General features: G+C 73.5%; 24 protein-coding genes. 11 read left to right on the top strand and 13 right to left on the bottom strand.

Features of this window, described 5'->3' with window-relative positions; genetic code table 11:
- The first annotated feature begins 73 nt into the window (after nucleotides 1-73).
- Nucleotides 74-835, top strand: a complete 762-nt coding sequence (locus ACIPEQ_RS11555; protein ID WP_402715283.1) for an SGNH/GDSL hydrolase family protein — start codon at nucleotides 74-76, stop codon at nucleotides 833-835.
- A gap of 53 nt (nucleotides 836-888) precedes the next feature.
- Here the strand turns inward: ACIPEQ_RS11555 and ACIPEQ_RS11550 are convergent, their stop codons facing one another.
- Nucleotides 889-1554 carry an SDR family NAD(P)-dependent oxidoreductase gene (locus ACIPEQ_RS11550; RefSeq protein WP_402715282.1) on the bottom strand — a complete coding sequence of 222 codons (666 nt, stop codon included), beginning with the start codon at nucleotides 1552-1554 and terminating at the stop codon, nucleotides 889-891.
- Between the two features lie 131 nt (nucleotides 1555-1685).
- Here ACIPEQ_RS11550 and ACIPEQ_RS11545 point away from each other — a divergent pair, with 131 nt between their 5' ends.
- From ACIPEQ_RS11545 to ACIPEQ_RS11530, 4 genes are read left to right on the top strand one after another with little or no spacing between them, the layout of a single operon-like run.
- The gene (locus ACIPEQ_RS11545) at nucleotides 1686-2837 is read left to right on the top strand and encodes a PQQ-dependent sugar dehydrogenase (RefSeq protein WP_402715281.1); all 1152 of its coding nucleotides are present in this window, start codon (nucleotides 1686-1688) and stop codon (nucleotides 2835-2837) included.
- Between the two features lie 55 nt (nucleotides 2838-2892).
- Nucleotides 2893-3798, top strand: coding sequence for a helix-turn-helix transcriptional regulator (locus ACIPEQ_RS11540; protein WP_209823738.1), 906 nt, complete (start codon nucleotides 2893-2895; stop codon nucleotides 3796-3798).
- Nucleotides 3795-4022 carry a hypothetical protein gene (locus ACIPEQ_RS11535; RefSeq protein ID WP_402715280.1) on the top strand — a complete coding sequence of 76 codons (228 nt, stop codon included), beginning with the start codon at nucleotides 3795-3797 and terminating at the stop codon, nucleotides 4020-4022. Before ACIPEQ_RS11540 ends, ACIPEQ_RS11535 begins: the two co-directional genes overlap by 4 nt.
- Before the next feature lie 23 nt (nucleotides 4023-4045).
- Entirely contained in the window at nucleotides 4046-5227 is a 1182-nt protein-coding gene (locus tag ACIPEQ_RS11530) for an MFS transporter (protein WP_402715279.1), read from the top strand.
- A gap of 9 nt (nucleotides 5228-5236) precedes the next feature.
- Here ACIPEQ_RS11530 and ACIPEQ_RS11525 read toward each other — a convergent pair whose 3' ends face one another.
- Entirely contained in the window at nucleotides 5237-6208 is a 972-nt protein-coding gene (locus ACIPEQ_RS11525) for an NAD-dependent epimerase/dehydratase family protein (RefSeq protein ID WP_402715278.1), read from the bottom strand.
- Between the two features lie 156 nt (nucleotides 6209-6364).
- Entirely contained in the window at nucleotides 6365-6850 is a 486-nt protein-coding gene (locus ACIPEQ_RS11520; protein WP_402715277.1) for a DUF4126 family protein, read from the bottom strand.
- Nucleotides 6851-6946: 96 nt separating this feature from the next.
- Here ACIPEQ_RS11520 and ACIPEQ_RS11515 point away from each other — a divergent pair, with 96 nt between their 5' ends.
- From ACIPEQ_RS11515 to ACIPEQ_RS11505, 3 genes are all read left to right on the top strand, one after another.
- A complete protein-coding gene (locus ACIPEQ_RS11515; protein ID WP_402715276.1) occupies nucleotides 6947-7591 on the top strand; it encodes an NAD(P)H-binding protein in 645 nt (214 codons plus the stop codon).
- Nucleotides 7592-7686: 95 nt separating this feature from the next.
- Entirely contained in the window at nucleotides 7687-9534 is a 1848-nt protein-coding gene (locus ACIPEQ_RS11510; protein WP_402715275.1) for a BCCT family transporter, read from the top strand.
- Between the two features lie 118 nt (nucleotides 9535-9652).
- Nucleotides 9653-10387, top strand: a complete 735-nt coding sequence (locus ACIPEQ_RS11505; RefSeq protein WP_402715274.1) for an alpha/beta fold hydrolase — start codon at nucleotides 9653-9655, stop codon at nucleotides 10385-10387.
- Here ACIPEQ_RS11505 and ACIPEQ_RS11500 read toward each other — a convergent pair.
- Nucleotides 10369-11070 (bottom strand): SDR family oxidoreductase, encoded by a 702-nt coding sequence (locus tag ACIPEQ_RS11500; protein ID WP_402715273.1) that lies wholly within the window; start codon nucleotides 11068-11070, stop codon nucleotides 10369-10371. The genes ACIPEQ_RS11505 and ACIPEQ_RS11500 overlap by 19 nt on opposite strands.
- Before the next feature lie 69 nt (nucleotides 11071-11139).
- Here ACIPEQ_RS11500 and ACIPEQ_RS11495 point away from each other — a divergent pair, with 69 nt between their 5' ends.
- From ACIPEQ_RS11495 to ACIPEQ_RS11485, 3 genes are all read left to right on the top strand, one after another.
- Complete coding sequence (locus tag ACIPEQ_RS11495) at nucleotides 11140-11550, top strand: MerR family transcriptional regulator (RefSeq protein ID WP_402715272.1); 411 nt, start codon at nucleotides 11140-11142, stop codon at nucleotides 11548-11550.
- Between the two features lie 56 nt (nucleotides 11551-11606).
- Nucleotides 11607-12407: a DNA-formamidopyrimidine glycosylase family protein gene (locus tag ACIPEQ_RS11490; RefSeq protein ID WP_402715271.1), complete on the top strand. Its 801-nt coding sequence runs from the start codon at nucleotides 11607-11609 to the stop codon at nucleotides 12405-12407.
- 149 nt (nucleotides 12408-12556) lie between these two features.
- The gene (locus ACIPEQ_RS11485; protein WP_402715270.1) at nucleotides 12557-12958 is read left to right on the top strand and encodes an arsenate reductase ArsC; all 402 of its coding nucleotides are present in this window, start codon (nucleotides 12557-12559) and stop codon (nucleotides 12956-12958) included.
- On the opposite strand, the gene ACIPEQ_RS11480 is transcribed toward ACIPEQ_RS11485, so the two are convergent.
- The 9 genes from ACIPEQ_RS11480 to ACIPEQ_RS11440 all read right to left on the bottom strand — a co-directional run bounded on the left by ACIPEQ_RS11480 (nucleotide 12955) and on the right by ACIPEQ_RS11440 (nucleotide 20063).
- Nucleotides 12955-13341 carry a DUF1304 domain-containing protein gene (locus ACIPEQ_RS11480; protein ID WP_402715269.1) on the bottom strand — a complete coding sequence of 129 codons (387 nt, stop codon included), beginning with the start codon at nucleotides 13339-13341 and terminating at the stop codon, nucleotides 12955-12957. The genes ACIPEQ_RS11485 and ACIPEQ_RS11480 overlap by 4 nt on opposite strands.
- 22 nt (nucleotides 13342-13363) lie before the next feature.
- Nucleotides 13364-14086, bottom strand: coding sequence for an NUDIX hydrolase (locus ACIPEQ_RS11475; RefSeq protein WP_402715268.1), 723 nt, complete (start codon nucleotides 14084-14086; stop codon nucleotides 13364-13366).
- Nucleotides 14083-14787, bottom strand: a complete 705-nt coding sequence (locus ACIPEQ_RS11470) for a copper resistance protein CopC (protein ID WP_402715267.1) — start codon at nucleotides 14785-14787, stop codon at nucleotides 14083-14085. Before ACIPEQ_RS11470 ends, ACIPEQ_RS11475 begins: the two co-directional genes overlap by 4 nt.
- Before the next feature lie 79 nt (nucleotides 14788-14866).
- Nucleotides 14867-15304 carry an ester cyclase gene (locus ACIPEQ_RS11465; protein WP_402715266.1) on the bottom strand — a complete coding sequence of 146 codons (438 nt, stop codon included), beginning with the start codon at nucleotides 15302-15304 and terminating at the stop codon, nucleotides 14867-14869.
- Between the two features lie 176 nt (nucleotides 15305-15480).
- A complete protein-coding gene (locus ACIPEQ_RS11460) occupies nucleotides 15481-16266 on the bottom strand; it encodes a DUF4097 family beta strand repeat-containing protein (RefSeq protein WP_402715265.1) in 786 nt (261 codons plus the stop codon).
- A gap of 57 nt (nucleotides 16267-16323) precedes the next feature.
- A complete protein-coding gene (locus tag ACIPEQ_RS11455; RefSeq protein ID WP_402715264.1) occupies nucleotides 16324-16986 on the bottom strand; it encodes a response regulator transcription factor in 663 nt (220 codons plus the stop codon).
- A complete protein-coding gene (locus ACIPEQ_RS11450; RefSeq protein ID WP_402715263.1) occupies nucleotides 16974-18182 on the bottom strand; it encodes a sensor histidine kinase in 1209 nt (402 codons plus the stop codon). The genes ACIPEQ_RS11455 and ACIPEQ_RS11450 overlap by 13 nt, the downstream gene beginning before the upstream one ends.
- A gap of 142 nt (nucleotides 18183-18324) precedes the next feature.
- Nucleotides 18325-19185, bottom strand: coding sequence for a LamG domain-containing protein (locus tag ACIPEQ_RS11445; protein WP_402715262.1), 861 nt, complete (start codon nucleotides 19183-19185; stop codon nucleotides 18325-18327).
- On the bottom strand, nucleotides 19182-20063 hold the full coding sequence (locus ACIPEQ_RS11440; RefSeq protein ID WP_402715261.1) for a S26 family signal peptidase: 882 nt from the start codon (nucleotides 20061-20063) through the stop codon (nucleotides 19182-19184). The genes ACIPEQ_RS11445 and ACIPEQ_RS11440 overlap by 4 nt, the downstream gene beginning before the upstream one ends.
- Between the last annotated feature and the right edge of the window lie 189 nt (nucleotides 20064-20252).

Here is a 20252-nt window from a genome sequence, read left to right as displayed (position 1 = left end):
CCCTCAGTCAGAGCGTCTGTTCCCCAGGTCGGGGGACTGGTTCCGGCGGGCGATCCGGAGGATACCTGTACCCGTGTCCCGCACCACCCGTCTCGCCCTCGTCGCGAGCATCGTCTCCGCCGCCTGCCTCGTCGGAGCCGGCGTCTTCGTCGTCGCCGCTCCCCACACGGCGAGCGCCGAGGACCGCCCCGTCGCCACTGCACCGCCGTCCCGGGTCGAGCGGGACGCCGACCTGCCGCGTCCGAGCACACCGAACCAGGTCGTCTCGGGGGCACTGGACACCCCGGCGCTGCCGGACGCCGTGCCGTTCGCGTACGCCGGCGACTCGATCACCGCGCGACCCGACTCGTGGCTGCACCAGCTCGAGTCCGACGACCGGCTGCACGCCGTCGGCGGGTACGCGCACAGCGGGTACCGCGCCGACCAGGTGCTCGCCGAGATCGGCCCGGTCCCGCAGGCCCGCGTGCTCGTGGTCGAGGTCGGGACGAACGACGTCAACCAGGCCGTCCCGCTCGACCGCACCATCGCGGACGTCGGCGCGATCGTCCGCAAGGTCGGGGCGTCGCGGGTGCTCGTCGTCGCGGGTCCGCCGTCCGACTGGACGTGGAGCCGGTGGGGTGCAGACCGCCGCTCGGGTCAGATCGTCCTGACCGACGCACTGCACGCCGACGCCGACTCCCACGGCTGGGCGTTCGTCGACCCGTTCCGGTCGCTCCGCGCGGCCGACGGCGCGTACCTGCCCGGGACGACGCCCGACGGCATCCACCCGACCGCCGAGGCGAACCGCTCGGTCGCCGCGGCGATGGCCGACGCGATCGAGCGGACCGCGCGCTGAGACGGACGGGAGGCCCGTGGCGATGCCGCCACGGGCCCTCCGTCCGTCGCCGCTCACTCCGGCAGCGGCTCGGCGTACGTCCGGAACTCGCCGCGCTCGGAGTGGATCGTCCAGAGCCGCTCGGCGACCGCGGCCGACGAGTGGTCGTCCTGCCCGTCGTCGATGCCGAACGGGATGATCAGCTGGCCGACGTGCACGTGCTCCTCGGCGACGGCGTCGTGCAGGAGCTGCGCGTAGGCACTCTCGCCCGCGAACGCGACCGAGGTGCCGGTGACCCGCGCGCCGGGACGGACGGCGCTGCCCCCGTTGACGAAGAGGATCGTGCCCGTGCCGATCGCGCGCATGCCCGGGAGCACCTGGCGCACGGCGTTCACCGAGCCGTAGACCGAGAACTCGACCGGACCGACGAGGTCCTCTGCCGTGGTCTCGAGCACCGGTCGCATGTGCTCCTTGGCGGGCAGCGGGCTGTACTGCAGCACCTCGATCGGGCCGAGCTGCTCGGTGGCAGCCTCGAGCGCAGCGCGGAGCGAGTCCCCGTCGCGGACGTTCGCGGCGAAGCCCTGCGCGCGGTACCCGGACGACCGGAGCTCGGCGGCGAGCGCGTCGAGTCGGTCCTGGTTGCGGGAGATGAGGGCGATGTCGAAGCCCTCGCGGCCGAAGCGGTCCGCGACGGCGAGCCCGAGGCCCTTGCCTGCGCCGACGATGGCGATGGTGGTCATGCGGTGGTCCTTCCGTGGGTGTGGGGCCGACGGTAGGCCGCGCTGCGCAGCGGTGAGGGGTTCCGCCGGGAACCCCCAGCCGTTTCCCGACGGGGCCGTGTGGACTCGGCACACGACCCGGGAGGAACACCGTGGACACCACCCGCACACGCCGCAGCCGACGCACCTGGTCCGCCCTCGGACTGGCCGCCGTGGCCACTCTCGGTCTGACCGCCTGCTCCGACGACCGAGCGGCGACCGGGCCGGACGACCCCGCCGGGCAGCGCAGCACCGCGAGCCCGCCGGCCGACCTCGCCGCGGGGCAGCTCGCACCGGACGGCCGGACCACGGACGTCGTCTCCGGCCTCGAGGCACCGTGGTCGGTGGTCCCGGTCGGCGACGACGGGGATGCGTTGGTCAGCGAACGGGACTCCGCACGCGTGCTCGAACTCCGGGCGGACGGGTCGACCCGCGAGGTCGGCACGGTCGAGGGTGTCCGGCACGGCGGCGAGGGCGGACTCCTCGGCCTCGCGCTGCACGACGACGACCTGTTCGTGTACTCGACCGCCGACGACGGCAACCGGATCGAGCGGTACGACCTGACCGGGGACACCGGCTCGTACCGGCTCGGCGGGGCGACGACGGTGATCGACGGGCTGCCCGCGAACACCTTCCACGACGGCGGGCGCATCGCGTTCGGCCCGGACGGCATGCTCTACGCGAGCGTCGGCGACGCGGGGCAGCGCTCCGAGGCGCAGGACCGCGACTCCTTCGCGGGCAAGATCCTGCGCGTGACCCCGGACGGCGGCGTACCGGACGACAACCCGTTCGCGGGTTCGCCCGTCTGGTCGCTCGGGCACCGGAACGTGCAGGGCATGGGCTGGGCCGCGGACGGCACGATGTTCGCGGCGGAGTTCGGCGAGGACCGCTGGGACGAGCTCAACGTGATCGAGCCAGGGGGGAACCACGGATGGCCCGAGGTCGAGGGCACCGGTGGCGAGGACCGCGGGTTCGTCGACCCGGTGCAGCAGTGGCCGACCGACGACGCGTCGCCGAGCGGCCTGACCGTGATCGGCGACACCGTCTTCGTCGCCAACCTGAAGGGGGAGTCCGTCAGGGCCGTCCCGGTGTCCGACCCGTCGAGCTCGACCGTGTACTTCCGGGGCGAGCACGGGCGCATCCGCACGGTGCTCCCCGGCCCGGACGACACGCTCTGGTTCGTGACGAACAACACCGACGGCCGCGGCGACCCCCGCGACGGCGACGACCGAATCCTGTCCGTGCCCCTGACCGCCGGACGCTGACGGGGGTTCCGGCAGCACCTCGTTGCGGACCCCGCACGGCCGTACCGTGGGGCGCATGGACCACCGTGACGAAGCCCGCGACTTCCTGTCCAGCCGTCGCGCACGCATCAGCCCGGAGCAGGTCGGCCTCCCGACCTCCGGCACCCGTCGGCGCGTCCCCGGCCTGCGGCGCGAGGAGGTCTCCCGCCTGGCCGGCGTGAGCATCGACTACTACACGCGGCTGGAGCGCGGGAACCTGCAGGGCGTCTCCGACAGCGTGCTGGACGCCGTCGCCACGGCGCTGCAGCTCGACGCCGCCGAGCACGAGCACCTGCGCGACCTCGCCCGGCACCAGAACACGAGCCCCCGCCGGGCGGGCCGGTCCGTCCCGGTCGCCGCCGTGCGCCCGGAGCTGCAGTACCTGCTCGACGTCGTGACCGACGCGCCCGCGATGATCGTGAACAACCGGCAGGACATCGTCGCCGCGAACACGCTCGGGTGGGCGTTGCACGCCGAGATCGTCACGGGCGACCGACCGATGAACTTCGCGCGGTACATCTTCCTCGACTCCAGGGCGCGGGACTTCTACCGCGACTGGGACCGCGCGGCGCACACGAACGTCGCGATCCTCCGGCGTGAGGCCGGTCGGGCCCCGGGTGACCGGGAGCTCGCGGCGCTCATCGGTGAGCTGGCGGTGCGCAGCGAGGACTTCCGGGAGCTCTGGGCGTCCCACGACGTGCGGCGGCACTACGCCGGCGTGAAGTCCTTCGACCACGGCGTGGTCGGACCGATCGAGCTGCACTTCCAGTCGTTGGAACTCACCGAGGACCCCGGCCTGTCGCTGACGATCTACCCGGCGACCCCGGGCAGCGCGACCGCCGACGCACTGCGGGTGCTCGCGTCGTGGGCCGCGACGGAGCGGATCGCCGAGCGTGCCACGGGCCGGACGACGGCCGACGCGACGGAACAGGAGCTCGCGTGACCGACACCTCCGCCGTCGCCACACCGCTGTCCCAGCGACCGGGACCGTGGGCACGCCTGCGCTTCCGGTGGCAGGCCGAGCAGGAGGTCCACGAGCTCACCCGCGACCGGGAACACGAGCGACGGGTCCTCGCCGAGGCGGCCGTCCGCCTGCAGCCCGGCCCGTGGGCCATCGGCCTGCTCCTCCGCCGTGACCCGGACACCGACCAGGGCGTGACCCGGTGAGCGGGGAGCAGGCTCCGGCGACCATGACCCGCGGCCGCACGCTGCTCTTCGCCGTCGCGGGCGGTGCGGCGGTGGGCAACCTGTACTGGGCGCAACCGCTGCTCGACGACGTCGCCGCCGACCTCGGCACCTCGCCCGCGTCCGCGGGGCTCCTCGTCACGCTGACGCAGGTCGGGTACGCCCTCGGGATCCTGCTGCTCGTCCCGCTCGGCGACGTGGTCGACCGTCGTCGGCTGGTGCCGGGCGTGCTCGCGGCCTCCGCCGTGGCCCTGCTCGCGGCCGCACTCGCCCCGGGGTTCAGCGCCCTCCTCGTCGCACTCGCGCTGGTCGGCGCCACGACGGTCGCCGGGCAGCTCCTCATCCCGCTCGCGGGCGACCTGGCCGACCCGGCGTCACGCGGTCGGGTGGTCGGGACGATCGCGTCCGGCGTGCTCACCGGCATCCTGCTGTCCCGGACCGTCAGCGGCGTGATCGCGGAGGTCGCCGGGTGGCGGAGCGTGTACGTCCTCGCCGCGGTGGTCGCGGTCGTGCTTGCGTTCCTGCTCGCGCGGGCGGTCCCGCGCCTGCCACGGCGCGAGCGGGTGCGGTACCCGCAGCTCATCGCGTCGGTGGTCGGCGTGGTCCGGGCACACCGGGCGGTCCGCGTGACGCTGGTCGTCAGCGCGTCGGTGTTCGCCGTGTTCACGATGTTCTGGACGGCGCTGACGTTCCTGCTCAGCAGCGCACCCTTCGGGTACTCGACCACCGCGATCGGCGCCGTCGGTCTGGTCGGGCTCGCCGGGGCGGTGGCGGCGCAGCGCGTCGGGCGGCTGCACGACCGCGGCTGGTCGGTCCCGGTCACCGGTGCCGCGATCGTGCTGGTGCTCGTCTCGCTGGTGGTCGCCGGGCTGGGGGCGCGGTCGATCGTGGTCGTGCTCGTCGCGGTGCTGCTGCTCGACGTCGGGGTGCAGGCCGCGAACGTGCTGAACCAGACACGGCTGTTCGCGATCGACCCCGCGGCTCGAAGCCGGTTGAACACGGCGTTCGTCACCGGGAACTTCGCCGGTGGCGCGGTCGGGTCGGCGGTCGCCGGCGTGCTCTGGAACGCGGGTGGGTGGACCGCAGTGACGGTCGGCGCCGCCGTGCTCGTCGGCTTCGCGACGACGGTCTGGGCGGTGCACCGACGCGGGGCACTCGCGCTCCCGGAGCGCACCGCGTCGAGCTGACGGTCGGGGTCAGGGCCGGAACGTCTCCGGCACGTCGAGGGCGCCGTGTTCGACCTGCCAGCGCAGTGCGTCGCGGACCGTCTCCGACGCCGTGTACGCCGGTGCGTAGCCGAGCACCCGCTGCGGCTCCTCGGTGCTGAACACCTGGCTGCGGGACAGGTGCTCCCAGCTGGCGTCGGCGTGCTCGGGGGCCGTGGTCTCGCGGAACCGGTCCCAGCTGACGGACTCGAGCCGTGCCTCCCGACCGGCCCACGACGCGACCAGGTGGGCGTACCCGCGCACGGTCAGCGCGGTCGACGCCGTCGCGAAGAAGGCCCGTCCGGCCGCGGCGTCCCGCTGTTCGACCGCGAGCTGGAACAGCTGCGCGACGTCGTCGGCGTGCACGTGGGCCATCGACTCCGCGCCGAGGCCGGGCACCTCGACGACCTCGCCCGCCGCCAGCCGTTCGACGACCGCGGGGTCGAGGTTGCCGAGCGGACCGATCGGCACCCAGCCCGGACCGCTGATGTGCCCGGGGTGGATCGACGTCGTGGTGACACCCCCGTCGGCGGTCTCCTGCTCGAGCATCCGGGCGATGGCGTCCTTCTGCGTGCCGTACTCGCCGAACGGCGGTGTGGCGGTGTCCTCCGTGATCGGGAGGACGTGCGAGACACCCGCGCGCCAGATCGAGCCGCAGTGCACCAGGTGGGTCCGACTGCCGCGGAGTGCCCGGACGAGCTGCTCGGCCGACCCGAGGGTGAAGCAGACGAGGTCGACGACGGCGTCCGCGCCGAGTGCGGCGATGCGGGCGCCGAACGTGCCGTCGCGGTCCTCCTGCTCGCGGTCGGCGGTGATCCGCTCGACCTGGTCCCACTCGGGGGAGTCCGCGTAGGGGCTGCTGGTACCGCGCGTCACGACGGTGACGCGGTGGCCGGCCCGGACGAGGCGGGGGACCAGGAAGGTGCCGATGTGTCCGGTGGCTCCGATGACGACGATGTCCATGCGGGCCACGCTAGGCGCGCGCACCCGTGCGCGGCAGGCACTGGTGGTGCTCCCCGTCGGTCGGGACGGCGTACGGAACGGCGACGGACCGGACGACGGACGGACGGGAGGCCCGTGGCGGGTCCGCCACGAGCCTCCCGTCCGGTGTCCGTCCGGTCAGGACCCGCTGACCGCCTTGACGGAACCGGCGATGACCGCCGCGTCCTCGGCGAGCGCGCCGACCGGGTCGGGCAGGCCCGAGCTGCTGAGGAGCTTGCGGGCAGCCCACCCGGCGAAGCTGCCGACGATCGCGCCGACACCGCCGAGGATCGCGCCCTCGATGCGGAGGTCACGGCTGCCCGTCGTGCCGAGCGCCGCCCCGGCGAACGCGCCGGCACCGATGCGGCCGATCAGCCCCATCGGGGAGATGCGGGCGGGGGCCTTCGGGGACTTGTCGCCGATGAGCTCGCCGATGGCCGACGCGACGAGCAGGCCGCGGCCGAGCGGCGTGCTGAAGGCCTTCCACTGCTGCCAGTCACCCTTCAGGGCCTTGTTGTCGTGGTTCAGGGCGAGGACGGCCAGCGGGGTGCCGCTCCGACCGCCGCTGAGGACCCCGAGTGCCAGGGTGCGGACCAGGGTGTGCTGCTCGTCGTGCTTGCTCATGGTTCTCCCGTCGTGTCGCCCCGGACGGTACTCGCCGGGCGCTGGGGGACGGACCGCTCCCGCCCCTTCCGAGCCGTGCCGCGTACCGTCCGGCCCATGAGCAACGTCATCCTGTTCGGCGGCCACGGCAAGGTCGCACTCCTCGCCACCCGCATCCTCACCGAGCGCGGCCACCGCGTCACGTCCGTCATCCGGAACCCCGACCAGCAGGACGAGGTGCGCGCGCACGGCGGCGAGCCCCGGGTGGCCGACGTGCAGGAGCAGTCGCTCACCGACTTCGCCGAGCTGGTCCGCGGGCACGACGCCGTCGTCTGGTCGGCCGGTGCCGGAGGCGGTTCCGCGGACCGCACCTGGGCGATCGACCGCGACGCCGCCGTGCTGTCCGTGCAGGGTGCCGCACAGGCCGGGGTCGACCGGTACGTGATGGTCTCGTGGTCCGGGTCGAAGCTCGACCACGGCATCCCGCAGGACCAGGACTTCTTCGCCTACGCGCAGTCGAAGATGATCGCCGACGCCGTCCTCCGGGACTCCGGGCTGCAGTGGACCGTCGTCGCGCCGAGCACCCTGACCGACGACGAGCCGACCGGCTCGGTGGACTGGGACGGTTCGGCGTCGCAGGTCCCGCGCGGCGACGTGGCCCACGTGGTCGCCGACGTCGTCGAGGACCCGTCGACCGCCGGCCGCACGATCCGCTTCAACGGCGGCGGAACGGCGGTCGCCGACTTCCTGCAGCAGCGGTAGCGGCACGCTCGCGGCGGCGGACGGACGACCCTCCGCCGTCGCGGGCCCGTCCGGCATCCTGAGCAACCGCACAGGAGGTCGGGCACCATGGACGGATGGCCACGACGAGACCACCCGAACCCGCCGCCGACCAGCTCCGCCCGGGCGAGCCCGTCCGGACCACCCCGGGGCTGTCCCGCTGGGTCTTCTGGCCCGCCGCCGTCATCGTGCTCGCGTTCGTCGCGTGGACGCTCGTCGCGCCGGCGTCCGCCGAGGCGGTGTTCACCACGCTGCAGGCCGGCATCGTCCGGAACTTCAGCTGGTACTACGTGCTGGCGGCAGCGTTCTTCGTCGCCTTCGCCCTGTTCGTGGGCTTCAGCCGGTTCGGCGACATCAAGCTCGGCAAGGACCAGGACGAGCCGGAGTTCAGCACGCGCTCCTGGTTCTCGTTGCTCTTCGCCGCCGGCATGGGCATCGGGCTCGTCTTCTACGGCGTCTCCGAACCCCTGAGCCACTTCGCCGACCCGCGTCCCGGTGTCTCCGGGTCGGAGCAGCACCTGGCGCAGGAGGCCATGACCCAGACCTTCCTGCACTGGGGTCTCCATGCCTGGGCGATCTACGTCGTCCTCGGCATGGCCCTGGCGTACGCGATCCACCGCCGCGGCCGCCCGGTGTCGATCCGGTGGGCACTCGAACCCCTGCTCGGCAACCGCGTCCGCGGCGGCTGGGGCAACGTCATCGACGTCGTGGCCCTCATCGGCACGCTGTTCGGCGTCGCGACGTCACTCGGCCTCGGTGTGCTGCAGATCGGCGCGGGCCTCGAGAGCGCCGGCATCGCCGAGAGCAGCACCGTCAGCCAGATCGCGATCATCGCCGTGATCACCGCGCTCACCATCGTGTCGCTCGTCACCGGTGTGGCGAAGGGCATGAAGATCCTGTCGAACGTGAACCTGCTGCTCGCCGCGGCGCTGCTCGTGTTCGTCCTGGTCGTCGGACCGACCCAGTACCTGCTCCGCGACTTCGTGCAGTCGATCGGCGCGTACCTGCAGAACGTCGTCGGGCTCTCGTTCAACGTCACCGCCCAGCAGGGTTCGGCCGGCGAGGAGTGGCAGGGTGCCTGGACCACGTTCTACTGGGGCTGGTGGATGTCGTGGGCGCCGTTCGTCGGTATCTTCATCGCCCGGGTGTCGAAGGGCCGAACCGTACGCGAGTTCGTGTTCGGCGTGCTGCTCGTCCCCACCCTGCTCACGTTCCTGTGGTTCTCGGTGCTGGGTGGTGCGGCGATCAACCGCGAGGTCTCCGGCCGGGGCGGTCTGGTCGGTTCCGACGGCACCGTCGACGTCGAGGGCGCGCTGTTCGGTCTGCTCCAGGACCTGCCCGCCGGTGTCGTGCTGACCTTCGGCGCGATCATCCTCATCGGCATCTTCTTCGTGACCTCGTCCGACTCGGGGTCCCTCGTGATGGCGATGATCGCCTCGGGCGGTGACCTCGAGCCGAAGAACTGGCTCCGGGTGTTCTTCGCGCTCGTGACCGCCCTGCTCGCGATCGCCCTCCTGCTGACCGGCGGACTCGACGCGCTGAAGACCGCGGCGATCACGACGGCGCTGCCCTTCAGCGTGGTGCTGCTCCTCACCTGCTGGTCGATGGTGATCGCGTTCCGACGGGAGCGCCGTGCCTACGACCGGGCCGAGCGCGAGGTGCTGCTCGAGCACGTGGGCGCGTACTACGGCCTCGAGGTCGAGGCCCCCGCGCAACGGACCGGGGGCGGAGGACCGCTCCGCGCGCTGCGTCGCCGGCTGCGCGGCCGACCGGAGTCGGAGTCCACCGGGGGCGGCACGGTGACCTCGGACACCCCCGTCGACCACGCCGAAACGGTGGCGGCGGACCCCGGTGTCGATGCGACCCTCGATCCGGCACCGGGGGAGACGTCCGTCGGCTGGTCGGACGAGCGCTCCGGGTCCTGACACGACGGGGTGACGGACTGGAGGCGCGGTGTCGGCTGGCACCGCGCCTCCCGTCCGTCTGCGGTCGCCCTCGGCGAACACGGTGGACGACACCGCGGACACTGCCTAGGTTCAGGGCATGACCGGTGCTCCCGTCCTCGTCTTCGTCCACGGCGCCCTCGTGCGCGACGGCGCCTGGTGGTGGCGACCCACCGGTGACCTGCTCCGTGAGCGCACCGGCGTGGACAGCATCGCGGTCGCCCTGCCCTCGTGCGGAGAGACCGATGCTGCCCGGGGAGACCTGCAGGCGGACGCGGCAGCGCTCCGTGCCGTGCTCGACCAGCACGACGACGTCGTGCTGGTGGGGCACTCGTACGGCGGCACGGTGATCGCCGAGGCCGGCACCCACCCCTCGGTCCGACACCTGGTGCTCGTCTCGAGCTACACCCCGCCGGTCGGAGCGTCGCAGGGATCGATCATGTCCGAGGAGCCGGACCCGGTCGCCGTGCGGGTCGACGACGGCCGGGTCGCACTCGACGGGTACGACCCGGCGTCCTTCGGCGCACGTTTCCTGCAGGACGGGGACGACCCGACCCAGCGCGCGGCCTTCGACCGGACGACGAGCCAGGCCGCGGAGGCGTTCGGCTCCCCGACCACACGGAGCGGGTGGGCCGACGCCGAGTCCACCGCGCTGGTCTGCCTCGACGACCGCAGCACCACGGTGGCCCTGCAGCGCGACCACGCGTCCAGGGCGACGCGGACCGTCGAGCTGCCGACCGGCCACCACCCGTTCGTCACACGCCCTGACCTGGTGGTCGACGCGCTGGAGCCGCTCGTCGACCGTCGCCCTCCGGCTCAGGCGAACTGCGCGTAGAACGACTCCGGCCGTCCCTGCAGCGACGCCTTCACCCCGCGGCTCCACTCGTCCACGAGGACCTCGGCGACCCCCTGCTCCACCCCGTCGAGCGAGGCCCGGGCGACGTCGGCGGGATCGACCATCGACCCCTCGTACCCGGCCATGATGTCGGTGTCTGCTGCGCCGAGGTGCAGCCCCTGCACGGTGATCCCCGATCCGGCGAGCTCGAGTCGCACGGCGTTGGTCAGGTTCCACTCCGCTGCCTTCGCCGCCGCGTACGCGCCGGACCCCGGGTACACGAACCACGACAGCGCCGACAGCACGTTCACGACCGCGCCGCCACCGTTGCGCTCGATGACCGGCGTGAACGCCCGCAGCACCGAGAGCGTGCCCCAGTAGTGCGTGTCCATCTCCCGACGGGCGTCGGTCAGGTCGTCGCGGAGCAGTGACCCGGTGGTCGCGATCCCGGCGTTGTTGACGAGCAGCGTGACGTCCTGCGCGGCGGCTGCCGCGGCGGCGACGGACGCCTCGTCGGTGATGTCGAGCGGCAGCACCTCGACGCCCTCGACGTCGACGAGCTCGGGGCGGCGTGCGGTCGCGTAGACCTTCGACGCGCCACGCTCGAGCAGCTGCGTGACGAAGCGGCGGCCGATGCCCCGGTTCGACCCGGTGACGAGTGCGACGGATCCGGCGATGTCCATGGTGTCCTCCTGCCGGGCGGGCACTTCCCGCGGCGGCTCGGCTACGGTAGGACCTCACATCGGTGTCAGGTGCAAGTGCAGATCGGAGACGACGTGCGGATCGGTGACCTCGCGGCAGCGACCGGGGCGAGCGTGCGCTCGCTGCGGTACTACGAGGAGCAGGGACTGCTCACGGCGGAGCGGACCGCGGGCGGCCAGCGGACCTACGCCGCGGTGTCCGTCGAACGGGTGCGGCTCGTGCAGCAGCTCTTCGCCGCCGGACTCCCGAGCCGCACCATCGTGCAGCTGCTGCCGTGCGTCGACGCCGGGGTGGCGACGCCCGGGTCGTTCGCGCTGCTCGTGGCCGAGCGCGACCGGATCACCGCGCAGCTCGCGGAGCTCGAGGCCGCCCGGGACCGGCTCGACGAGGTCATCGCGATCACCGAGCACCCGACGCCCGAGCACTGCCCGGCGCTCCGGGAGCACGCCGCAGCGGCCTGACGGGCACCGGGACACGGGGCAGCACCGCTGTCGGTGGCCCCGCCTAGCGTTGGGCCATGCCCGAGGGTGACTCCGTCCACCGCCTGGCAGTCCGACTCCGTGCGGTCGACGGCGCGCTGGTCGCCCGTGGCGAGCTCCGCGGCGGCGCCGACGCCGGTACCCCGCTCGGCGGTCGACGCATCGTCGAGCACGCCACGCACGGCAAGCACCTGCTCACCCGGTTCAACGACGGCACGACGCTCCACACCCACATGCGGATGACCGGCTCGTGGACCACGACGGGCGCGGGGAAGCGGCTGCCGACACGCGCCGCGCAGGACGCCCGGGTGCGCATGGCCCTCGACGACGGTCGCACGGTGTGGGGGATCGCCCTGCCCGTGGTCGAACTGCTCGCCACCCGCGACGAGCACCTGGCGATCGGGCACCTCGGGCCCGACCTGCTGCACGAGGACTTCGACCGTGACGAGGCCGTCCGCCGCTGCACGGCCGATCCGGACCTGCCCGTGCGCACCGTCCTGCTCGACCAGCGGCGCGTGGCAGGGCTCGGCAACCTCTGGGCGAACGAGCTCGGCTTCCTGCGCGGGCTGCACCCGGACCGGCCGATCGGCACGGTCGACGTGGCCGCGCTGCTCGACGCCGCGCAGCGGATGCTCCGCCACTCCGCGACCACGCCCGACGCGTACCAGGTGACGACCGGGGTGCTCCGTCGCGGCGAGCGCCACTGGGTCGTCGGCCGCGCCGGTCGGCCGTGCCTGCGCTGCGGCACGCGGGTGCGCGCCCGCGACGACGTCGAGGTGGTCGGCTCCGCGCCCCGACGTGTCTGGTGGTGCCCCCGCTGTCAGCCCGCGGCCAGCTGACCCTTCGGCACCACGGGACGGACGGGAGGCACGGTGCCGGCCCGCCACGGGCTCCCGTCCGTCGCGCGGCCCGGTCGTCGGCCGTCCCGTCCGTCCACCTCGGTGCGGCAGGATGAGCGCACCCTTCCCGACCGACCACCGGAGTCACCGTGCCCGACCAGAAGCCCGCCGTCCTGTTCGTCTGCGTCCACAACGCCGGCCGCTCCCAGATGGCAGCCGGGTGGCTGCGGCACCTGGCCGGCGACCGCGTCGACGTGTTCTCCGCCGGGTCCGAACCCGCCGACCGGATCAACGCGGTCGCGGTGCAGGCGATGGCCGAGGAGGGCATCGACATCGCGGGCGAGCAGCCCGCCGTCCTGACCACCGACGCGGTCCGCCAGGCCGACGTCGTCGTCACGATGGGGTGCGGCGATGCCTGCCCGGTGTTCCCGGGCAAGCGCTACGAGGACTGGGCGCTCACCGACCCGGCCGGCCTGCCGATCGAGCAGGTCCGTCCGGTGCGCGACGAGGTCCGGCGGCGGGTCGAGACGCTGCTCGCCGACCTCGTCTAGACCAGCGCGGCGATCCCGAGCGCGACCAGCGCCAGGAGCGGCAGTGCGCCCTGGGTGCTCGCGGCCCGGCGCTTCGTCGCGTCGCTCGTGAACAGCACCAGTGCGGCGGCGAGCATGCTCCCGGTCCCCGCGACGACGAGGGTCAGGCCGACCGCGGTACCACCGGACGTGACGACGACGATGCCGACCAGCACGAGCACGGCGAGGAACAGGTTGTAGAAGCCCTGGTTGAACGCGAGCGAGCGGGTGGCGGCGGCCTCCTGCTCCGAGGTGCCGAAGGTGTTCCGCGCTCGCGGGGTGGTCCAGAGGACGGACTCGAGCACGAAGATGTACACGTGCAGGAGCGCGGCGAGAGCGGCGAACACGAGGGCGACGACGGTCATGCCCCGACCCTACGACGTCCGGTCAGCGTCCGGACGGCAGGGGCAGCTCGTGCGAGGCGTCCCACGGCTCCGTCCAACCGAGCCGGTCGAAGAGCGCGTCGAGGAGCATCGCGGTGAACCCCCAGAGCGTGTGCACGCCCTGGTCGGACCTGACCGTGAAGGCCGACCCGCGCCACTCCTGACCGCCTCGGCGCAGCACGGTGACCCCGCGGTTCGCCGGGTCGAGGAGGTCGGCGACGGGTGTCCGGAAGACCGCGGCGGACTCCCCCTCGTCGACGACCCGCACGGGTGTCGGTTCCTTCCACCACCCGAGCACCGGCCGCACCAGGTGGTTCGAGTGCGCGAGCGGCACGGCGGGCAGGGTCCCGAGGACCTCGACGCCGGCGGGGTCGAGCCCGGTCTCCTCGCGGGCCTCGCGCAGGGCTGCTGCGGGCGCGTCGGCGTCGCCGGGGTCGATGCGCCCGCCGGGGAACGCGATCTCGCCCGGGTGCGAGCGGAGGGTCGACGCTCGTGCGAGCAGCAGGACGTCGAGGTCGCGGTGCACGGCGTCGGCCGCCGCTGCGCGCTCGGCGGGCACCCGGTCGAGGACGCCGAAGAGCATGAGCACGGCAGCCGCCCGAGGGTCCGAGGTGCTCGGCATCGCGGGCACGAGCGGAACGGCGCCGGGACCGGCGACGGCGGCGAGCGCCGCGCGGGCAGCCGCAGCCGCAGCCGCAGCCGACGGGCTCTGCCCCACCCGGGTCACCGGCGCGTGCCGTCCTCGGTGGTGCTGTCGGCAGCCGGGCCGTCCGCAGCCGTGCCGTCAGCGGGGACGCCGTTCCGACGAGCCAGCAGCGCGCGGACGCCGACGACGCCGGCGAACCCGACGACGACGAGCGCGACGATCAGCAGCAGGATCGTGTGGTGTCGGTGATCGACCGGGGCGGCCGCCGCCTGGGTCGCCGACACCTCGTCGGAGGTCCCGGACGCGGCGTCCGCCGTCGCGGTCACGGTCGGTGCTGCGGAGGACGCTGCAGCGGTCGGGGCCGGTGTCTCCGCGACGCCGGAGGTCGAGGGGTCGAGCGCTGCCGGGCCGCTCGACGCGAACCGGTACTCGCCGGAGATCGGGTGCCCGTCGACGGACACGCTCCGCCACCGCACCAGGTAGGACCCCGTCTCGGAGACGTCGAGGTCCTTGCCGATGGTGTTGCCCTCGACGGTCACGTCACCGGACGTGTGCTCGGCGTCCTGCGCGTCGGTGACGCTGATCACGATGCCGGTCTGCAGGCCGCTGAGCGGCGGTTCGGACAGGGTCAGGGTGATGCGGTCCAGGTCTCCCGCGACCGTCGCGTCGGCCGCCGGGTCGGACGAGACCAGCACGTCGTGGGCGGACGCCGGTCCGGCGACGAGCAGGACGGGCGCGAGCGCTCCGACGACGACGGTGGCGAGGAGGGCTCGGAGACGCACGGGTGCCTTTCGACGAGGGCGGACCCGGCTGGTACCGGACGCCCCGAGCGTACCCGGGGCGTCCGGTGCGGCGGCGGGGTCAGCCCTTGCTGACGAACTGCACGTCCGACGAGCCGAGCTGCAGCTGCTCCTCGATGCCCTGCTGGTCGGTGGACCCCCAGCGCTCGGCGATCTTCCCGTCGACGAACTTGGACACCTGGATGCCGCGGACGGTGAACGACCGCCCGGTCGGCTCGTGTCCCTGGAACGGACCGGTGTGCGTGCCGTGGATGGTGAAGACCGCGGTGACGAAGTCGTCGGTGACGACCAGCGGGTCGGCCTCGAGCGTGACGTCGGGGAACGCCGTGGTGAACTCGGTCCAGAAGTCGACGATGCCGGCGAGTCCGGGCGCCTGACCGGGCGCGGGGTCGTGGTCGACGACGTCCTCGTGCCAGGCCTCGTGCATGCGGCTCCAGTCGCGGGCCTCGAGGATCCCGCCGAGCTTCTCCTGCGTGGCGGCGTTCGCGTCCTTGGTCATGTGGGTTCCTCCCGTGGTCGGACGGTGAGGGTCCTGGGTACGCCGGATCCCCGGGAGCGACCAGGGTGACCGAGGGACACGCTGTCCGGTCGGCGCACGTGCTCGGGACAGTGCCGGAGCCGGACGGGAGGCGCATGGCGGCCCCGCCACGCGCCTCCCGTCCGTCCGTCGTCCCGTCAGCGACCCGGCCCGCGCTCGATCTCGATGTCGCCCGCGACCGCCGTGAACCGGTACCGCTGCGCGGCAGCCGGGTCGGTGCCGAGTTCGTTCTCGACGTCGCCGACGGTCGCCTCGGCGGTGATCGCGTACCGGCCGTCCGGCAGGCGGACCTCCTGGTCGCCGGAGGTGGTGTCGACCGTGACGCTCCGCGGCGCCGCGCCGAGTGCGAGGTCCACGTCCCCCGAGGTCGCCTCGACCGTCAGGGTGTCCGCGCGACCGTCGAACGCGACGTCACCGGCGGTGCTCGTCAGGGCGACGTCGCCCCAGGTGCCGGCGAGCAGCACGTCGCCGGAGGTGGCGCCGACCTCGATCGGGACGTCCGCGGCGTCCGACGGCACCCGCACCGTCAGGTCCGCACCCTGACGGACCCCGACGGACAGGTCGACGATGCTCCACGCCGGACCGGCGACGGTCAGGTCCAGCACGCCGTCGCGGACCGCGTGCCGCTCACGCAGCCGGGTGTCCCCGGCGACGAAGACGATCTCCGTGCGGTCCACGTCAGCCCGCTCGATGCGGATGTCGGTCGAACCGGTGTCGATCCGGATGCGGTCGAAGGACTCGTCGACGGCACTCGTCCGGGAGTGGTCCTGGCGGTCGGAAGCGGCGACGGACTGCACGACGACGAGGGCGAGCAGCGCGACGAGCAGGACGGAGCCGACCACGAGCAGGACGGTCCGCAGGGTGCGGGGACGCCGGGGAGCCGGCGGGGGCGTGGTGCTGGTGGGCGGGGCGGTCGTCGTCACGGGGAACTCGTTCCTTCGGGTGGTGGTGCGGGATGGGATGGCGGGGCAGGTGCGCGGTCAGCGTCCCGGGCCGGCGGCCTCGGACAGGTAGCGGAGGACGGCGAGCACGCGGCGGTTGCCGGTGCCCTCCGCCGGGACGCCGAGCTTGGTGAACACGGCGGACACGTGCTTCTCGACGGAGCTCTCGGTGATGTGCAGCTCGGCACCGACGGCGCTGTTCGACCGTCCCTCGGCCATGAGCTGCAGGACCTGGAGCTCCCGAGGGGACAGGGTGTCGATGCCGTCCGTGCGGCGGGAGCGGGCGAGGATCTGCGCGACCACCTCGGGGTCGAACACGGTGCCGCCCGAGCCGACCCGGGCGACGTCACCGAGGAACTCGTCGACCTCGACCACGCGGTCCTTGAGCAGGTACCCGAGCCCCGCGGTGTCGCTCGTGATGAGGTCGGCGGCGTAGCGCTCCTCGACGTACTGGGAGAGCACGAGCACCGCGACCCCGGGGTGCTGCGCCCGGATGAGGACACCGGCACGGACCCCCTCGTCGGTGAAGGTCGGGGGCATCCGGACGTCGACGATCGCCAGGTCGGGGCGGTCGGCGGCGACGGCGTCGAGCAGGGCCGGAGCGGTGTCGACGGCGGCCGTCACCTGGTGTCCGGCGTCGGTGAGCAGGCGGACGAGTCCGGCACGGAGGAGGACGGCGTCCTCGGCGATCACGATGCGCACGGGACCTCCACGGTCACTCGGGTCGGGCCGCCGACGGGGCTCTCGGTCAGCAGGGTCCCGCCGGCCGCACGGACGCGGTCCCGCATCCCGCTGAGGCCTCCGCCGGGGTGTCCGTCGGTGCCTGCGCCGCCGACGCCGTCGTCCCACACCACGGTGCGGAGGCCGCCGGGTACCTGGTCGACGGTGACCGAACACCGCGTGGCGCCGGAGTGCTTCGCGACGTTCGTGAGCGCCTCGGCGACGGCGAAGTACAGGACCGCCTCGACCTCGGGCCGCGGGCGGGCGGTGAGCGCCACGTCGACGGCCGTGGGGACGGCGTTGCGCGCGGCGACGGCGGACAGTGCGGCGTCGAGCCCGCGGTCGGTGAGGATCGCCGGGTGGATGCCCCGGGCGAGCTGCCGGAGCTCGGTGATCGAGTCCTTCGCGTCGCGGTGCGCCTGGTCGAGGAGCTCCCGGGTGGCCGCGGGGTCGCTGTCGAACCGCGACCGCGCCATCCCGAGGGTCATCGCCAGTGCCACCAGCCGCGGCTGCACGCCGTCGTGCAGGTCGCGCTCGATGCGGAGTCGTTCGGTCGTCGCGGCGTCGACCGCTCCCTGCCGGGCGTCCGTGAGGCGGTCGATGCGGTCCTGCAGCGCAGCGGTCCGGCTCGAACCGAGGAGCAGCGGCGCGAGCGCCCGGTCGAGACTGCCGGCGCCCCACACGTACAGCACGGTCACCACGAGGAGCACCACGCCGGCGAGGACACCGCCGGCCGTGCCGCCGGGCAGGAATCCCAGCAGGGGACCGCTCCGGGCCGTCGTCACGACGAACGGCGCGAGCGTCACGAGTCCGAGGAAGCCCCAGCCGAGCACGGTGGACACCAGGTGGTGCGCCAGGACCCGCCAGGTCACCGGGTCGGCGAGGTCGACGAACGCCTGCACCACGGGGCGCCAGGGTCCGGTGACGCGGGTCGCCCTGCGGACCGGACGGGGGATCTCGACGTCGTGGAGGGCCGCTGCGCGGCGGCGCTCGACCTCGGCGACCCACCGAGCCGTCAGGGTGGTGGCCACCAGGAGCAGCACCCCCAGACCTGCCGCGGGGATGCTGCCGATCGAGGTGGCGAGGAGCGTGACGACGAGGATGAACCAGACGAACCCGAGGAACGCGTCGAGGAGGAGGTCCACTGCGGAGCTCCAGAGGGCGGTCGCTTTCTGCACGGCTTCACAGTAGGGGCGGACGCGAGCAGCCCTCGACGGTGGTGGCCGCACGATCGGGTGGGGGTTTCCCCCACCCGCTCACGGACGGACGGGAGGCCCGTGGCGGCCCCGCCACGGGCCTCCCGTCCGGCTCGTGGCCGCGTCAGCGACCGGCCGCGGCGTGGTTCGCGACCTGCGTCGCGGTCAGTTCCGTCGAGTACACGGCGGCGTAGCGCATCTGGCCGGTGAAGAAGAAGTTGCCCGGGGCACCCGGCCAGCCGCTGATGGTGTCGTACCCGATGCGGAAGTACCCGGTGTAGTTCTCGGGTGCCTTGAACGCGCTGTTCGACGCGACGAGCGTGCCGTCGAGGTACAGGCGCATGCCGTTCGTCGGCGACATGGTCGACACGACGTGGTGCCACGCGCCGTCGGTGACGGCCTTCGGCGAGGTGATCACCTGCGTCGCGCCGTTGTACGCGCCGAACACGAGCTGCCCGGCGGTGTTGACGTAGATCTGCCGGTCGTGCTGCCCCGAGGTGGTGACCTGGTTGCTGCCGAAGCCGATGAGCAGCCCGCCGGCGACGGTCGTGCGGAACCAGACCTCCTCGCTGAAGGTCGTCGGGTTCGCGTACGAGCGCGGCGTCGAGACGAAGCTCGTCGACCCGTTGAGCGTGTAGGCGGTGCCGCCGTCTCGGGTGCAGGCCCCGGGGTTCGCGGTCGTGGCCAAGGAACCCTGGTACGTGCCCGCGGCGTTCTTGCCGGAGGAGTCGGCGGCGGTGCGCGACCCGGCGGCCTCGTCGAGGTCGTACGCGAACAGCGCACCGGACGCGTCGGCCAGCGCTGCGGCGCCGCAGGTGAAGTACGGCGCGGTGGCCGCGGAGTTGGTCGAGTTCGTCACCGTCGCGCTGTACGCGGAGCGGGTCGGGGCGAACTGGTTCAGCAGCACGACCACGGCGAGGGCGACGACGAGCAGGACGGCGACGACCCGGCCGTCGCGCAGGGAGCGCAGGGGGCGGCCGGTCACGATGCACGCACCGGTTCGACACGACCGACGGCCAGGCACAGCACGAGCGGCACGAGGCACACCAGGACGAGCGCGGCCCAGCCCACCGGGTCGAGGTCGATGTTCGAGGTCAACTGGTAGTGCCCGTTCTTCGTGAGTTCCTCGATCACGACGCGTCCGACCTGGCCGTCCACCAGGTGGACCGAGTTGCCGCCGTGGGCGTCGACACGGACCGGGAAGATGCCGGAGGAGACGATCGTCGCTTCGACGCCGTGCGGGCTCGAGGTGTTCGTGATGGTCGTGACGTTGACGAACGGCTTCAGGACGAACGCCGCGTACGAGGCCGTGAGGGCGCCGCCGGCGATGCGGAGGCAGGTGCGCGTCACGCGGTCGGTGAAGGCGCTCGTGAGGGTCCAGATCAGCAGGGTGCCGACGAGCAGGATCGGGGCGGCCCGGAACAGCCAGCCGAGGTGGGGGACGAGGAGCACCGGCGCGCCGATGACGTCGTGCTGCGTGAGCGTCCACGGGTCGGTGGCGCCGTTGATGTCGCCGCGGGTGTGCAGGCCCTCGGCGTCGATGCCGATGATGCGGTGCGTGTAGACGACACCGGGGTTCGCGTCGGTCGCGAAGGAGACGACGTCACCGACCGCGAGCGTGTCCACGTCGACGGGCAGGTCGAGCACGAGCGTGCCGACCGGGGCGGCCTCGCCCATCGAGGGCGTCTCGACGACGAACCAGCGACCGCCGGCGGACAGGAACAGGACGGCGGCGGTGAGCAGGACGGCGGCGACCACTGCGACGGTCCAGGCGAGGACGGTCTCGGAGCGGCTGACGGCACGGCCGCGCAGGACCGGACGGTCGAGCGTGCCGCTGAGCGGGATCGCTGCGGTCTGGCTCATCTGCTGCTCCGGTGGGGTCGGCCGCCCCGTCAGGCGGGGACGGCGGGTGGTGCGGGTGGGGGACTGCGTGGGAGGGGGTGGCGGGGGGGGGGGGGGCCGGCGGGCGGGGGGGGGGGGGGGCCGGGGGGGGGCGCCCCCCCCCCCGGGGGGGCGGGCCCGGCGCGCGGTGTGCTCGAGAGGAAGGGAGGC

Source organism: Curtobacterium sp. NPDC087080 (genome assembly GCF_044745105.1).
Classification (GTDB): Bacteria; Actinomycetota; Actinomycetes; order Actinomycetales; family Microbacteriaceae; genus Curtobacterium.
The sequence above is the reverse complement of the archived record's forward strand: the minus strand, read 5'-3'. Positions and strand labels throughout refer to the sequence as shown.

Bases quoted from the DNA above. Each gene is read 5' to 3' on its own strand.
- ACIPEQ_RS11550 (WP_402715282.1), bottom strand. From the start codon at position 1,554: ATGACCACCATCGCCATCGTCGGCGCAGGCAAGGGCCTCGGGCTCGCC.
- ACIPEQ_RS11540 (WP_209823738.1), top strand. From the start codon at position 2,893: ATGGACCACCGTGACGAAGCCCGCGACTTCCTGTCCAGCCGTCGCGCA.
- ACIPEQ_RS11530 (WP_402715279.1), top strand. From the start codon at position 4,046: ATGACCCGCGGCCGCACGCTGCTCTTCGCCGTCGCGGGCGGTGCGGCG.
- ACIPEQ_RS11525 (WP_402715278.1), bottom strand. From the start codon at position 6,208: ATGGACATCGTCGTCATCGGAGCCACCGGACACATCGGCACCTTCCTG.
- ACIPEQ_RS11520 (WP_402715277.1), bottom strand. From the start codon at position 6,850: ATGAGCAAGCACGACGAGCAGCACACCCTGGTCCGCACCCTGGCACTC.
- ACIPEQ_RS11515 (WP_402715276.1), top strand. From the start codon at position 6,947: ATGAGCAACGTCATCCTGTTCGGCGGCCACGGCAAGGTCGCACTCCTC.
- ACIPEQ_RS11510 (WP_402715275.1), top strand. From the start codon at position 7,687: ATGGCCACGACGAGACCACCCGAACCCGCCGCCGACCAGCTCCGCCCG.
- ACIPEQ_RS11505 (WP_402715274.1), top strand. From the start codon at position 9,653: ATGACCGGTGCTCCCGTCCTCGTCTTCGTCCACGGCGCCCTCGTGCGC.
- ACIPEQ_RS11500 (WP_402715273.1), bottom strand. From the start codon at position 11,070: ATGGACATCGCCGGATCCGTCGCACTCGTCACCGGGTCGAACCGGGGC.
- ACIPEQ_RS11490 (WP_402715271.1), top strand. From the start codon at position 11,607: ATGCCCGAGGGTGACTCCGTCCACCGCCTGGCAGTCCGACTCCGTGCG.
- ACIPEQ_RS11480 (WP_402715269.1), bottom strand. From the start codon at position 13,341: ATGACCGTCGTCGCCCTCGTGTTCGCCGCTCTCGCCGCGCTCCTGCAC.
- ACIPEQ_RS11465 (WP_402715266.1), bottom strand. From the start codon at position 15,304: ATGACCAAGGACGCGAACGCCGCCACGCAGGAGAAGCTCGGCGGGATC.
- ACIPEQ_RS11440 (WP_402715261.1), bottom strand. From the start codon at position 20,063: ATGAGCCAGACCGCAGCGATCCCGCTCAGCGGCACGCTCGACCGTCCG.